This is a genomic window from Amphibacillus cookii (assembly GCF_016908375.1).
In the GTDB taxonomy this organism is placed as follows: domain Bacteria; phylum Bacillota; class Bacilli; order Bacillales; family Amphibacillaceae; genus Amphibacillus_C; species Amphibacillus_C cookii.
In genome coordinates this window covers 102645-117572 of sequence record NZ_JAFBDS010000005.1, presented here as the reverse complement: position 1 = coordinate 117572, position 14928 = coordinate 102645, and the positions used below count along the sequence as shown (strand labels likewise).

Below are 14928 nucleotides of genomic sequence, written 5' to 3'. Positions count from 1 at the left end.
TTATTATCCTTTTACAGTGCTACACCAAAGCGATTAGCTGCGTCCTTTTCTCTGTTGTTAAAGATAAAATCCCTCAGTAAGAGGGATTTTACTAGGTTAATTAACTTTAATAATATAAGTTAGTTTTAGTTTATTCTTCTTCTATTTCTTCTTCTTCTACTTCAATTGCTGGTTCTGTTTCAAACAACGCTTCAAATTCTTCAATATTAACTTGAATATTACTTTCTTCTAATAATGCATTCATTTTGTTCATTGCGGCCTCTTGATCTGCCATTGCTATTGGTGTAGCAATATCTCTTCGAATGGAAGCGCGCATATCTTCTAGATCAGGTAGCTCAGTTTCACTCTCACGTATATCCGTTACCTTAATGATATGCCAACCATAATCGGAATTTACTGGTTCACCAATTTCATCTATGCCTAAACTATATGCTTTATCTTCAAAATCGCTGACCATTTGACCAGCAGAGAAATAACCAAGGTTACCACCTTCAGCTGCTGATTGGGTATCGGTTGAATGTTCTTCAGCTAGCTCTGCAAAGTCAGCACCATCCATAAGTTGATCATATAAATCATTTGCTAACTCTTCATCTTCAACTAGAATATGAGACGCTTCAATTTCATTTGATAGACGCTCATAATATTGTTCGATTTCTTCATCTGATACTTCGATATCTTCTGTAATAGCTTCTGTTTGAAGAATTTGAAACCTTAGATTTTCTCGGAACTCCTCTTCATCTTGAAAGTTATTCGTTTGTAGCACCATTTCAAATGAGTCACCATATTCTTCTTTCAGTTTGTCGACTTCTTGGTCAATTTCAGATTCATCAATTTCATATCTGTCTTCCAATATCTTTAAATAAACCATGTTTTGTATGACCGACTCACCGGCTGTGCTCTTTAATTCTTCATAAAATTCTTCTTTTGAAATATTACCTTGATCCATTTCAACAACTACTTCTGAATCATCAGATGAGCATGCAGCTAATCCAATAAATGCAACTGTAAGCGTTGCTACGATAGCTAATTTCTTCATTTTGTTACACTCCCACTTTATTCAGACTCATTTGTCTTGTATTTTACTCTCAAATGTTAATATAACATAGTTTTTTATCTAATAGAGCATTCAAATTAAAAATTCCTATGTTTTTACATAATTTTAGTGAGAAGCGTTATCTTCAATGGTGAATCAGCAAAAAACACCAATCTAGTCTATTTAAATTATCGCAGATTACCGTCCGTAAAACCCCGCTGATTAAGGGCTTATTTTATCATCTGGTGATCCCTATAATCTCTATGCTCAAAATAATAAATGGATCACGGGTTATATCAATTGACTTATTGTTTATATGCTTTCAATATATTAACCTTGATATTTCAGTAGGAGAAGTATGAAATTTTAATAAAAAAGCGTAAAGGCAGCAAGTTGAAATTTAAGTACCAAGTATAAGAAAAGCCAACCCATTTGCTAAAGGAGGAGCGAATGGGTTGGCTTTTCTTAAGTTTGTTTTGATCTCATAACATATGATCTGTTTCTTCTTTTATACAATGAAAGGTTTTTTCGATTAAAGAGTGAAAGGTGATCATATTAGCCAATTTCTCTTCTATTAATTCGCCTTGTGGACGCTTATATACGTGTTTCTTAAGATGATCAAGGGATCGCTTTTGCAAATTAATGTGTCCAATCCATTTATCGAGGTACGTGTGCATAAAGCGATTAAATAGATCGTCTTCGGCAGCATAAAGATCTTTTCTGACCCCTTTTTTCCATACTTGTTTGACTAAATTTAGATCGGATAAATTACGGATACCCGTGTTTACAGAAGTTTTACTTTTGCCAGTTGTTTGACTCATCTCGTCTAAAGTCATTGGTCGGTGGTTTAAATAGAGGGTGGTGAATAACCGAGCATCTGCGGGTGAGAGACCAAACATCTCAATTGTTTTTGAGAACTCATGAATAAGGTTATCTGTGATGGTTTGCTCCGACGTCATGGTGAATCTTGCTCCCTTCTCGATTAGATGATGAACTTATAACATAGCTTACACAAGTTTTGCTTAAATTGGAAATGTGGGATTGACTAGCAAATTAAAGCTATTTGCCGTTATTCTAAGAAAAAAACTTATATGATTCGTACAGTTTAAACTGTACGTAAAATATGTCCGAAATCAAGTGATTTTATTATTTGAATCATCGTGTTAAAACAGGGTATAGTATTAGAGTAGCTAAATGTGATCAAATTGTGCCATGGTTAGAATGACGGATAAAGGTGTTCTAGATCATAATAAAGGTATTTGTTAATGTTCTAGTACCTATTGAATTAAGAGAGGTGAAAGCAATGCCAATCATAGAAGTGAAAAGTTTGTCAAAGGTATTTGGTAAAAATGTCAAAGAATCCTTGCAACTTTTAGATGATGGTAAGAAGAAAGACGAAATATTGAAGCAAACAGGGGATACCGTGGGGGTTAACCGTGTTTCATTTGAAGTAGAACAAGGTGAAGTGTTTGTTATTATGGGTTTATCAGGTAGTGGTAAATCCACATTAATTCGGTTAGTCAATCGTTTAATCGAACCTACTGAAGGTAGTGTAATGATTGATGGTGAGAACTTAGCAAGCATGAATAAAGAAGACTTACGGCGTGTTCGTCGTGAAAAGCTAAGTATGGTCTTTCAAAATTTTGGTTTATTCCCGTTTCGAACGATTTTAGAAAATGCGGAATATGGTTTAGAAGTCCAAGGAATTGATAAAAAAGAACGCGCTGAAAAGGCTAAAAATGCTTTAGATTTAGTTGGTTTAGGTGATTACATAAATCAATACCCTAACCAATTATCTGGTGGTATGCAGCAACGCGTTGGTTTAGCGCGTGCACTTGCAAATGATCCAGAAGTACTGTTAATGGATGAAGCTTTTTCAGCTTTAGACCCATTAATTAGAAAAGACATGCAAGATGAACTTTTAGAGCTACAACAAAAAATGAAGAAAACGATTCTGTTCATTACGCACGATTTAGATGAAGCATTACGTATAGGAGATCGGATTGCTTTGATGAAAGATGGTTCAATTGTCCAAATTGGTACACCTGAAGATATCTTAGTTAATCCAGCTAACGACTATGTTGAGCGATTTGTTGAAGATGTTGATCGCTCAAAAGTTTTAACGGCTGAAAATATTATGCGACGTCCTGAAACGATTAATATTGATAAACATGGCCCGCGTGTTGCATTAGAACGTATGGGTGAAGAAGGACTATCAAGTATTTATGTAACGGATAGTAAGCGGATGTTAAAAGGATACGTCACAGCAGAGGATGCTTCAAGAGCACGTAAAAATGAGATTCGAGATCTAAATGAAATTTTAAAAACCGACGTTCCAACCGTTGAACGTGATAAACCGATGCAAGAAATCTTTGAATTGATTCATGATTCCCCGGTTCCGATTGCGGTTGTTGACGATGGGAAATTAGTTGGCATTATTATAAGAGGGTCAATACTAGCTGCTTTAGCTGGTGAAAGTGAGGTGCAAGTTAATGTTTGATTTTTTACCACAGCTCCCGTTAGCGGATTGGGTCGATGATTTTACCGCCTGGATAACAAGTACATTTTCATTTATTTTTAATCCAATCCGAAACCAATTCGGTGATTTTATGTCATGGACAGCTGATCAACTCTCATCGATTCCTGCGGTAATTATTATTTTACTTGTCGCTGTTTTAGCATTTTTTATAACGGGAAAACGATTTGGTTTAGCTATATTTTCAATCGTAGGTTTAATATTAGTTTATAATCAAGGATTATGGGATGAGTTAATGTATACATTTACTTTAGTCCTTATTTCAAGTTTATTATCTGTTATTATCGGAGTACCTGTTGGTATTCTTATGTCAAAAAGTAAAGTGGTCGAAGCCATTATGCTTCCAATATTAGACTTTATGCAGACAATGCCGGCATTTGTCTATTTGATTCCCGCTGTTGCGTTCTTTAGTATCGGTATGGTTCCAGGGGTGTTTGCTTCATTAATCTTTGCAACACCGCCAACTGTTCGATTTACGAACTTAGGTATTCGTCAAGTATCAACTGAACTTGTAGAAGCCGCTGAAGCCTTTGGTAGTACAGGCTTCCAGCGTTTATTTAAAGTAGAATTGCCGATGGCAAAAGGAACCATCATGGCTGGTATTAACCAAACAGTTATGTTAGCATTGTCAATGGTAGTTATTGCATCGATGATTGGTGCGCCTGGTCTAGGACGACCGGTTCTGTCTGCACTTCAACGTGCTCAAGCAGGTCCAGGTTTTGTTGCGGGGCTATCGATTGTTATTTTAGCCATTATCATCGATCGAATTACGCAGAATTTGAACAAAAGTAAATCTTAATTATGATTGGCAACCTTATGGATATAAGGTTTACCATAGATAAATCAAAGAAAAGGGGAGACGTTTAAATGTTAAAACTATCATGGAAACATTTAGGTTTAGTATTAGTACTAGCTGTATCACTTGTCCTTGCTGCATGCGGTGACGCTGCAGATGATGGTGACGATGTTACAGATGGAGATGAAGATGTTGCCGGTGGAGATTTAGGTGAGACAGATATTGAGCTTGTCTATGTAGAATGGGATACGGAAATTGCTTCTACAAATGTGATTGCTCATGTTTTAGAATCTCAAGGTTACGATGTTGACGTTACGCCACTTGATAATGCGGTGATGTGGCAATCTGTTGCAACAGGTGATGCAGATGGTATGGTAGCAGCATGGTTACCAAACACACACGGTGAACTTTATGATCAATATCAAGATCAGCTTGTGTCATTAGGTCATAATTTAGAAGGCGCTAGAATTGGTTTAGTTCTACCGGAATACATGGAAGACGTTAATTCTATTGAAGACCTAGTTGATGCAACTGATGAATTTGATGGAACGATTACAGGTATCGAGCCTGGTGCTGGTGTTGTTCAAAGTGCAGAGAATGCTGTAGAAGACTATGGTCTTGACGGATGGTCTGTTGAAACGTCTTCAAGTGGTGCGATGGCAACTGCTTTAGGTGAAGCCTATGGAAATGAAGAGCCAATCGTTGTAACAGGTTGGTCACCACACTGGAAGTTTGCTGAGTATGATCTTAAATATTTAGAAGATCCAGAAGGTTCATTTGGTGAAGCTGAGACGATCGATACAATGGTTCGTGAAGGACTTGAACAAGATAGTCCAGTTGCTTATCAAATTTTAGACCAATTTTATTGGGAACCAGCAGACTTAGAAGCTGTAATGGCTGATATTTATGCAGGTACATCTCCAGAAGATGCTGCAGCTGCTTGGGTTGAAGACAACCAAGACAAGGTTGATGAGTGGTTAGCAGGTATTGAATAATTTAATTTAATGGGGTGAAGCTATCTATGAATAGATAGCTTCACTTTTTTCATCATGTATGTGAAAAGAACTAAAGAATAAGAAGTGTCAAAGTGGAGATTTTAAATAAACCAAGTATCAGGAAAAAGGCATATGGTTAAAAACGAAGCTATCGTCCGTTTAAGTTTAACTGAAAAGGGGTGTATCATTGTGCTAATGAAGATAAGCAAATTACGTTTATTACTCATTTTTCTTGTTTTAGTTATCTTGCTTGCGGCTTGTGGGGCTAATGATGATACGAGTGATGATAACGTGGGTGCGTTGATTGACTATACCATTACGGGAATTGAACCGGGTGCGGGTACGACGACATTAGCTAGAGAGGCGTTAGAAGAATATGAAAATTTGACTGATTATACATTAGAAGAATCTTCCACGGCAGCTATGTTAGCTGCATTAAATGAAGCTATTGCTCAAGATGAGCCGATTGTTGTAACGGGGTGGACACCCCATTGGAAATTTGCGATGTATGATTTAAAATTTCTAGATGATCCAAAAGAAACTTTTGGTGGTGTCGAATCGATTCATACCATGACAAGGCAAGGACTTGAAGAAGATATGCCTGAAGCCTTTACTATTTTAGATCGTTTTTATTGGGAAGTTGATGATATGGAACAAGTGATGTTGATGACGCATGAAGATGGTTTGTCGTTTGAAGAAGCGGCTGAAGTCTGGATTGAAGAGAACGAAGAAACCGTTTCAGAATGGACCGACGATGTTGAACAAGTTAATGGGGAGTCTTTTGAACTGGTATTGACACCTTGGGATACGGAACTAGCCTCAGCCGCTGTATTGTCAGAAGTATTAAGACGTCAAGGTTATCAAGTAATTGAGACACCGGTTGACCCATCTGTGATGTTCCAAGCATTAGCATCTGGTGATGGAGATGCTTCGGCAGCGCCTTGGTTACCAGCAACACACGCAGCTTTCTATGAACAATATCAAGATGATATTGTAGATCTAGGTGCAAATTTAGAGGGAGCAAAGATAGGGTTTGTTGTGCCATCTTATGTAGATATCGAATCGATTGAGGATTTGGAATCAACCAATTAATGATAAAAAATCCAACAAAAAGGAAATCTGACCTATATGGTAGTTTTTGTCATAGGTGATCGGCCGTAAAATCCCCTCAAAATAGAGAGTAGAACAAATCGATTGAGGTAGGTGATAACGGACGTTAATGTCCTGATTCTCATTCAACGAACCTTCAATCAGTGAGCGAAGAAACGAAAATGCCCACTGATTGAAGGTTCGTTTTATAGCTCATAGTTGTAAAAACGTTAAATAATCAATCCGTCCTTATTCAATAGCTCGAGCGATTTGAATAAGGGGGGATCCTATTAGAGCTACGATAAAGGATAGCTCAGTTGTTATTGTTCAGTGGCCTGTGTTTGTTCTTCTAGCTCTTTTAAGCGATCTTCAATTTGTGTTAAGTAAAGTTGAATATTTTTTTGGTGGGGTTCGATCGTGTTTTTCCAGCTTTCAACTGAATGTTTCATATCTGCTGAAAGTTCTTTGATAAGTGCTGCTCCTTCTTTAGATGTATTAATAATTTGGTCTGATAAAACTTTTCCACTGACCTTTACTTTTTCTAAAGAATGTTTGACACTTTCTGCATGGTTTTTAATATCTTCACGTGTTTCTTGACCGGATTTTGGTGCGCTTAATAAAGTAGCGGCTGCACTAACAACCCCTCCAGCTAGTATTCCAAGTAGTAATGATTTACTGTTAGTCATCGCTTACACTCCTTTCTCCTCTATTCTATTATCTTCTCTTTATTTCTTCTGGTCAAACATAATTTATTTAAAAAAATTAGAAAAAAGCGTATTTGCTCGTTTTGTAGCAAATGGATTCCCTTTTCTTGTACTTGTTTTTTATTAAATTCCACTGATCCATGTATAAAAAAATCTCCCTTGAAATTAAAAAGGAGTTTTTTATCACAGATAAGCGTCCGTAAAACTTTTGCCTCAAAATAGAAAGCGAAGATAATCTATTTGGGCGGGAGATAACGGACCGCGTCCATGGATTGAAGTTGAAGGTTCGTTTTAGCTCGCGTTAAACTATAGAAAAACGCTATCTCAAGCTACTATACTACATGTAATTATTTTAAAGCAAAAGTAAAATGAGAACGTTGTAATATATTTTGTATGATTGGATAAAGAATAATAGTAAAAATCACATTAAACAAAGCTGCAGGTAAAACAACACCGATAAATAAGGCGATAAAAGAGCCTTCCATTAAACCAATGACATATAAAGCCATGGTTAAGAAGATTACACCGCTTATTGCTGTACAAATGGCAGTTAAAATAGGTGCGGTTATCTTCATATTGATTTGTTTAGGTATGATTAATAATAAGATAAAAAAGACAACAGCTGTTATGGGCTTCTCGACAAGGTTGGATATTTGTCCTCCCGGTGCACTTGTGGTTAAAGCGGAAATAACGCCTGTAGCCAAACTTAATACAAGAACATATTGTATTTTTGGAAACAAGAGTATCCCAAGAAACATCATGGGTAGCATAATATCAGGTTTCATCCCAAATAAAATCGGTGGGGCAACCATATGCAACACAGCACCAATTCCCATAAATAATGCCATTAATACCAATTCTTTTGTTTTCATTCTCGTCTCTCCTCTCCTCAACTCAACATTTTCTCTTCCATTTGTGCACTTATTGCCAAATGCGAAGGATTTTAAATAGTATAACATATTCCACCGTGTTGTAAATGTTAAATATTATTCGTAATTGTCGCTGCTATTTCGGCTAAATCGTTGCTCGTGTACTGCTCGTTGTGTGTAATCCAGTTTGGATTAAAACCATCATGTTCATCATATCTAGGGATTAAATGAAGATGCAAGTGGAAGACGGATTGCCCGGCTGCTTCACCTGTGTTACTTAATACATTAATCCCAGCTGGACTAAAGGCTTTGTTAATAGCATTAGCAACCATCGGTACTTTAGCAAACAAACTACTTGCTATTGCTGAACTGGTTTCAAATATGTTCTTCGTATGTGTTTTAGGAATAATAAGGGTGTGTCCTTTTGTTACTTGACTTATATCAAGAAAGGCATAAACTTCCTCATCTTCATATATTTTAGCTGATGGAATTTCCCCATTAATGATTTTACAAAAAATACAATTGGATTCTGCTATCATAACATTCACTCCTCAGATTCGTTTGAGCCTATTTTATCATTAATGACTGATGGATAGCAAAGTATCTCCTGATTAACATTTGCATTCATACTAAAAGATGGTAAAATTCAAATAGACATGAGTGTTTATCACAGATAGCCGTCCATAATATAACCGGATCAAAATAGAGAGCAGAGATGATCTATTTAGATGGCCATTAACGGACGCTAATGATCTGATTCACTCAACGACCAATCAGTGGGAAAGAACGAACCCCTCGCTGATTAGAGGTTCGTTTTACGGATTTGATTAATATAGGAGGAATGACTAGCCATGACAGCTTTATTACATATTGAAGAGCTAACGGGTGGTTATACACAAAAAGATGTATTGCATGGGGTATCATTTGAGGTTAAACCAAAAGAAATTGTGGGCATGATTGGTTTGAACGGTGCGGGTAAGAGTACAACCATTAAGCATGTGATTGGCTTGATGCAACCGCGATCTGGTCAAATTAAATTATCCGGTCAAACTTATCGTGAAGCACCAGATTATTATCGCACCCAGTTTGCCTATATCCCAGAAATGCCTTTATTATATGAGGAATTAACGTTATATGAGCATTTGCAGATGATGGCTATGGCTTATCAATTAGACCAAAAAACATTTGAAAAACGATTACCTCCTTTGTTAAAAGCCTTTCGTCTAGAAAAACAACTGAAGTGGTTTCCTGTTCATTTCTCAAAAGGGATGAAACAAAAGGTCATGATTATGTGTGCTTTTCTCATCGAGCCCCCCTTATATATTGTCGATGAACCGTTTGTTGGTTTAGATCCTTTAGGTATCCAAGCTTTTTTAGATTTAATGGTAGAGCAAAAACAAAAAGGTGCAGGTATATTAATGTCAACCCATATATTAGCAACAGCTGAACGTTATTGTGACCGATTTATCATTTTACATGATGGGATGATTAAAGCATCGGGTACGATTGACCAGTTGCGTAAACAATTTGCAATGCCTGCGGCTACTTTAGATGATCTCTATATTCAATTAACAAAGGAAGGTTGACACAATGATTGATAGTAAAACATTGTTTAAAAGCCGTATTCGTGCCCATTTAAAAGAAACGGTTCGTTATTTGCAATTCATTTTTAATGGTCATATTGCTATTGCCTTGTTTTTTCTAATTGGGGCGGGTGCTGTTTTTTATCAACAGCTGCTTGCGGATTTACCCGAGGATTTTCCAACGGTTTTCGTTATTAGTATTGCTTTTTCAATGGTTGTATTATATAACCCGATTCAGAATTTCTTAAAAGAAGCGGATATGGTTTTTTTATTACCTGCTGAAAGTCAGTTGTATCGTTATTTTAATTATACATTGGCCTATAGTTTTTTGATTCAACTCTATCTTGTCGCATTGGTTGCTGCTTTATTAGCCCCTCTTTTTCAAACAAGTTATCCAGCACAATCGTATAGTGGTTTGTTGGTATTATTTGTTTTATTTAAAGCTTGGCACTTTATCATGACTTGGTGGTCGCTAAGATTAAGAAGTAAACAATGGCGATTTTTAGATAAGGTTAGTCGTTTTGTTATTCAATTTCTTATTTTTTATAGTTTTATTAGTGATTTTGTTTGGTTACTGGTGATATTCTCATTGCTACTATTTACGTTGTTTTTGTACTTATATGTACGCACACATCGGCATTTACTGGCGTGGGATCAACTGATTGTAATGAATCAGCAGCGGATGCAGAGCTTCTACCGGTTAGCCAGCATGTTTACCGATGTCCCTCATTTTAAAGCATCTGTGAAAAAGAGAACATGGTTAGTTCGTTTAGCAACCCAATCGATCGCATTTCGGCAGGAACAAACGTACAGTTACTTATATCGGATTACTTTTATACGATCAGCAGATTATTTAGGCATTTATTTACGATTGACTGCCATTTGTGGCTTAGCGTTGCTTTATTTAACGCATCTTCCACTTATTTTAATGATAATCGTATTATTTCTTTATTTGACTGGTATTCAACTGATTTCACTTTGGTACCATCATCGGACGAGCTTATGGATTGACCTTTATCCCGTTGCAAATGGGTGGCGTAAGCAGTCATTTGTTCATGTTGTTGAACGCTTGTTATTTGGTCAGCTTTTGGCTTACCTGGTGATCGTTCTGCTGTTGACTAACTGGTTTGCGTTTATTTCGATATTTTTAGTAGGAACTGTCTTTATTATGGGCTTCTCTCGTATCTATATGATTAAAAAAATTTCTAAGACTTAGTCGTCTTTATCACAGCTAACCGTCCGTAAACCCCCCATTCAAAATGGAGAGTAGAGCAAATCGATTGAGGTGTATGATAACGGACGGCACTCAACTACCATGCTGAAGTGAAACCAACAAGCCTATTGAATGCCTATTTTCAGTGTGCGAAAGTTGAGTTAATAAAAAAAGAATTCAGTATCGACTGAATTCTTTTTTGGTTTTGTCCCGGGGTTATTGTTATGGGCAGATAAACTAAATGGTAAAGTCTTAATGATACAAAAAAGTTTTCGCATGCTATTGATAGTGTTTAATCAGCTGTAAAAAGGTTTTTACTGCAATAACCATCGCGCGTTCGTCAAAGTCAAACTTTGGATGGTGATGAGGTTGGAAGTTTCCTTCTATTTGTGCACCTGTGAAGAAAAAGGCGCCAGGTTTTTCTAATAAATAATAAGAAAAGTCTTCACCGGTCAAGGTAGGTTGACTAAACTCGGCTATAGTGACTTCATCCACTTTATTAGCCGCTTCAAGAACAAGGTTTGCTTCGTGTTGATGGTTAACAACTGGTGGATAGCCTTTAATGTAATCAAAATGATAATCAGCTTGATAACCGTGACAAGTCCCTTTGATTATCTGCTCCATTTCGTTGATGATTTGGTCTTGTAGTTGGGTATCAAATATTCTAACGGTTCCATCAAGGATAGCTTGGTCGGCAATGATATTGAAGGAATCGCCAGCTTGAAATTTACCTATGGTTAAAACAGATGTATCAAGTGGATTTATTCGTCTACTAATAATTTGTTGTAGGTTATTAACAAGTTGCGAGCCGATAACTACCGCATCTTTTGTTTCATGAGGCATTGCTCCATGTCCACCTTGTCCCTTAACGGTTATCGTAAATTTGTCTGCACCTGCCATAAACGCTGCTGGTGATGTTTGCACCGTACCTAGGGGTGTACTTGACCACAGGTGTGTACCGAAGACGACATCAACGTTTGCTAACGCACCCGCTTCGATCATTGATTTCGCTCCTCCAGGCGTTAACTCTTCTGCATGTTGATGAATGAATACGATTGTACCTGATAAATCATTTTCAATTTTTTTTAATAGTTTAGCGACGGTTAACAAAATCGATGTATGCCCGTCGTGTCCACAAGCATGCATAACCCCTTGGCGTTTAGACTTATAAGGGACATTTTTTTGGTCTTGGATCGGTAAGGCATCAAAATCAGCTCTGAGCGCTATAGTTTTCCCTGGTTTCTTTCCTTTAAGCTTTGCAACTATACCTGTTCCACCAACGTTCTTTTGATATGGGATGTTTAATTGATCATAATATGAGGCGATATATGTCGCTGTTTCATATTCTTGAAAAGATAGTTCTGGATGTTGATGGAGGTGTCGTCTCATCGTTACCATCTCATCATAGTGTTGATCAACTTCCTTAAATAATTGTTGCCACATCTCGACTTCCCCCTTTGATTAATATGACTATTATAGCATATATCCAACTTAAGGCGGAGAGGAAACCATGCTTACGGTCGTTACGGTTAGTGGTATAATGAGTATAATAAGAAGAGTAGAAACTAAGAAAACGCTACTTAAATAAATATGGATTGATGAAAGGTTGAGTGAAGATGAGACAACGTTTCTTTCGTAATGTCTTTGCAATAAGTATTATTCTGCTAGGTATTTTTTTAGTTTTAGTTAATATAGGAGCACTAACTTGGTCATTTAGAGATTGGTGGCATTATATTTATCCGAGTTTTTTTATACTACTTGGAATGAAATGGATATACCAAGCGTATAAAGGGTTTAATGGATATGGTACGCCCGTTTTTCTCATTATTTTTGGTAGTTTACTATTATTAGATCAATTTAATTATCTAACATTTGGTTTTTGGGATGTTTATAAATTATGGCCCCTCATTCTAATCTTTGTCGGTTTACGTTTTTTAGGGTGGCCCCGTAAGCATAAAAAAAAGCCATTTGAATTTGTTTACGATTCGCATCCCCATGAAGAGGATAACCAAAAGCCTAAATATAGTAAGTTTATCGTCGGTGAGTATAGTTATGATACACCAAATTGGAAAGTTGAACCCATTCAGCTGTGGAATGCTGTCGGCGATTATACATTGGACTTTACGAAGGCTTTTATTCCCGATCAAGACACACCAATTATGATCCATGGTCTAGCAGGTGATATTAAGATTATTATTCCTGATCATGTAGATTTTTATGTTAAAGCATCGGTTAAGGCAGGGAATATTTCTGTTCTTGAAAATGGATCAGAGGGGATTAATCGAAAACTATCGCACAGTACACCAGGTTATGATGAAGCCACTAGGAAATTAACATTTGATTTAAAATTAAAGGCTGGATCGATACGGATCGATCGTGTTTAGAGGGGGCACTTATTTTGTACTATAAGCTCAATTCAATCCGCTATCGATTTATTCAAGCACAGCTTTACACGATATTATTCACTTCATTAGTTATGCTTGTCGTGTTAACACTCATAGATGTTATTTTTAATCCGATTTGGCTTAGTCAGCTAAATATCGTCTTACTTTCTGGGGCGTATTTCTTTCTTGGGTCATTGATTGCTGTTTTGATTGGTTTTCGATCAAGTGGTCACTTGAAATCAGAAATTGATGATTTATCTGTTATGATTATGCAGTTATCACGTGGCAATTATCGTTCGCGCTTTAATTATGAAACAGACGGTGAAATTGCTCGGATTGGTACAGAGCTAAATGATTTAGCAAAAAAACTTGATGATCAAGTCCGTTATCTACAACGTTTAGCTGATGAAAAGGCAGCTTTTGCTGAATCGGCTCATAAAATGGCAACCATAGAGGAAAGACAGCGTTTGGCAAGAGATTTACATGATTCTGTTAGTCAACAGCTTTTTGCATTAACGATGATGTCTAAAGCGGTGCTAAGAACACTAGGGAAAAATCCTGAAAAGGCACGCGTTCAGATGGTGGAAGTGGCCGAGTCGGCAATGAAAGCACAAACAGAAATGCGCGCATTGTTATTACATTTACGCCCCATCCATTTATCTGATCAGTCCTTGCGAGATGGGATAGCAAATTTAATTGCTGAACTTAAAACAAAATGTGCGATTGAATTTACTATGAAGATGGATGATATCGAGCATTTACCTAAGTTTACTGAAGAACATTTATTCCGCATTATTCAAGAGGGATTGTCAAATATATTGCGCCATGCTGATGCGACCAAAGTAAAGATTTTACTCTTACAAGAAGCACAGCATATATTTGTCCACCTAGCAGATAATGGGAAAGGTTTTGATTGGGATTTGGCTGAGCAGAAACAAACCTCCTATGGCTTGAAAACGATGCGTGAAAGAAGTGAGGAAATTGGTGGGCAGTTTATTTTAAGAACGAAACAGGGAGAAGGGACATATATTGACATTCGGGTTCCGTGTCCATGTCAGGAGGAAATAAAATGATACGTATTGTTGTCGTCGATGATCATGATGTGGTTAGAAAAGGTGTCATTGCTTACTTAGAAACAGAGGAAATGTTTGATATTGTTGGGGAAGCTAACAATGGAAAAGCAGGTATTGAAAAGGTCTTAGTTGAGAAACCAGATGTTGTATTGATGGACTTGATGATGGAAGAGGGAAATGGTATTGATGCAACAAAAGTAATAAAGCAGGCGTTACCAAATTGTAAAGTCATTATTTTAACGAGCTATTATGATGATGAACAAGTATTTCCAGCTTTAGAAGCCGGTGCATTCAGCTATTTACTTAAAACCTCGTCTGCTGAAGAAATTGCTCGAGCTATCTATAAGGCACATCAAGGAGAGAACGTCATTGAAGATAAGGTGGCTCATAAAGTGATGACACGTTTTCAAGATAAAACACCTCAATTACATGACCAATTAACAGAAAGAGAGTTAGAGGTGCTTATTTGTTTGGCTAATGGTGCGAGCAATCAAGAGATTGCTGATCAGCTTTTTATTGGAATCAAGACCGTGAAGACACATGTGAGTAATATTTTGCGAAAGTTAGATGTACACGACCGTACACAAGCCGCCGTTTATGCACACCGACACGATCTTTTGTAGAGGCTGACAAAATTGAACAGTAAAATGTTC

General features: G+C 37.0%; 15 protein-coding genes. 9 read left to right on the top strand and 6 right to left on the bottom strand.

Annotation, left to right across the window (positions count from 1 at the left end; translation table 11 throughout):
• Positions 1 to 130 precede the first annotated feature (130 nt).
• Together JOE23_RS08650 and JOE23_RS08645 are read right to left on the bottom strand one after the other, a co-directional pair.
• Positions 131 to 1036, bottom strand: a complete 906-nt coding sequence (locus JOE23_RS08650; protein ID WP_204437627.1) for a peptidylprolyl isomerase — start codon at positions 1034 to 1036, stop codon at positions 131 to 133.
• Between the two features lie 479 nt (positions 1037 to 1515).
• Entirely contained in the window at positions 1516 to 1992 is a 477-nt protein-coding gene (locus JOE23_RS08645) for a GbsR/MarR family transcriptional regulator (protein WP_204437625.1), read from the bottom strand.
• 344 nt (positions 1993 to 2336) lie between these two features.
• On the opposite strand from JOE23_RS08645, the gene JOE23_RS08640 reads away from it, so the two are divergent.
• From JOE23_RS08640 to JOE23_RS08625, 4 genes are all read left to right on the top strand, one after another.
• Positions 2337 to 3533, top strand: coding sequence for a quaternary amine ABC transporter ATP-binding protein (locus JOE23_RS08640; protein ID WP_204437623.1), 1197 nt, complete (start codon positions 2337 to 2339; stop codon positions 3531 to 3533).
• On the top strand, positions 3526 to 4368 hold the full coding sequence (locus tag JOE23_RS08635) for an ABC transporter permease (RefSeq protein WP_204437621.1): 843 nt from the start codon (positions 3526 to 3528) through the stop codon (positions 4366 to 4368). Before JOE23_RS08640 ends, JOE23_RS08635 begins: the two co-directional genes overlap by 8 nt.
• A 68-nt stretch (positions 4369 to 4436) precedes the next feature.
• Positions 4437 to 5360, top strand: coding sequence for a glycine betaine ABC transporter substrate-binding protein (locus JOE23_RS08630; protein WP_204437620.1), 924 nt, complete (start codon positions 4437 to 4439; stop codon positions 5358 to 5360).
• 195 nt (positions 5361 to 5555) lie between these two features.
• Positions 5556 to 6452: a glycine betaine ABC transporter substrate-binding protein gene (locus JOE23_RS08625; RefSeq protein ID WP_204437936.1), complete on the top strand. Its 897-nt coding sequence runs from the start codon at positions 5556 to 5558 to the stop codon at positions 6450 to 6452.
• Positions 6453 to 6769: 317 nt separating this feature from the next.
• Here the strand turns inward: JOE23_RS08625 and JOE23_RS08620 are convergent, their stop codons facing one another.
• From JOE23_RS08620 to JOE23_RS08610, 3 genes are all read right to left on the bottom strand, one after another.
• Positions 6770 to 7135, bottom strand: coding sequence for a YtxH domain-containing protein (locus JOE23_RS08620; protein ID WP_017472416.1), 366 nt, complete (start codon positions 7133 to 7135; stop codon positions 6770 to 6772).
• 365 nt (positions 7136 to 7500) lie between these two features.
• Positions 7501 to 8025 carry a tryptophan transporter gene (locus tag JOE23_RS08615; RefSeq protein WP_204437617.1) on the bottom strand — a complete coding sequence of 175 codons (525 nt, stop codon included), beginning with the start codon at positions 8023 to 8025 and terminating at the stop codon, positions 7501 to 7503.
• A gap of 107 nt (positions 8026 to 8132) precedes the next feature.
• A complete protein-coding gene (locus JOE23_RS08610) occupies positions 8133 to 8561 on the bottom strand; it encodes an HIT family protein (RefSeq protein WP_204437615.1) in 429 nt (142 codons plus the stop codon).
• Between the two features lie 312 nt (positions 8562 to 8873).
• Between JOE23_RS08610 and JOE23_RS08605 the strand changes: the two genes are divergently transcribed.
• Complete coding sequence (locus tag JOE23_RS08605; RefSeq protein ID WP_204437613.1) at positions 8874 to 9608, top strand: ABC transporter ATP-binding protein; 735 nt, start codon at positions 8874 to 8876, stop codon at positions 9606 to 9608.
• Between the two features lie 4 nt (positions 9609 to 9612).
• The gene (locus tag JOE23_RS08600) at positions 9613 to 10821 is read left to right on the top strand and encodes an ABC transporter permease (RefSeq protein WP_204437610.1); all 1209 of its coding nucleotides are present in this window, start codon (positions 9613 to 9615) and stop codon (positions 10819 to 10821) included.
• A 276-nt stretch (positions 10822 to 11097) separates the two neighbouring features.
• Here JOE23_RS08600 and JOE23_RS08595 read toward each other — a convergent pair whose 3' ends face one another.
• Complete coding sequence (locus JOE23_RS08595) at positions 11098 to 12261, bottom strand: M20 metallopeptidase family protein (RefSeq protein ID WP_204437608.1); 1164 nt, start codon at positions 12259 to 12261, stop codon at positions 11098 to 11100.
• Positions 12262 to 12434: 173 nt separating this feature from the next.
• Here JOE23_RS08595 and liaF point away from each other — a divergent pair, with 173 nt between their 5' ends.
• The 3 genes from liaF to JOE23_RS08580 are packed head-to-tail and all read left to right on the top strand — an operon-like array spanning position 12435 to position 14898.
• Positions 12435 to 13202 (top strand): cell wall-active antibiotics response protein LiaF, encoded by a 768-nt coding sequence (gene liaF, locus JOE23_RS08590; RefSeq protein WP_204437606.1) that lies wholly within the window; start codon positions 12435 to 12437, stop codon positions 13200 to 13202.
• 14 nt (positions 13203 to 13216) lie between these two features.
• Positions 13217 to 14275, top strand: a complete 1059-nt coding sequence (locus JOE23_RS08585) for a sensor histidine kinase (RefSeq protein ID WP_204437604.1) — start codon at positions 13217 to 13219, stop codon at positions 14273 to 14275.
• Complete coding sequence (locus JOE23_RS08580; protein ID WP_204437602.1) at positions 14272 to 14898, top strand: response regulator; 627 nt, start codon at positions 14272 to 14274, stop codon at positions 14896 to 14898. Before JOE23_RS08585 ends, JOE23_RS08580 begins: the two co-directional genes overlap by 4 nt.
• Positions 14899 to 14928: the final 30 nt, after the last annotated feature.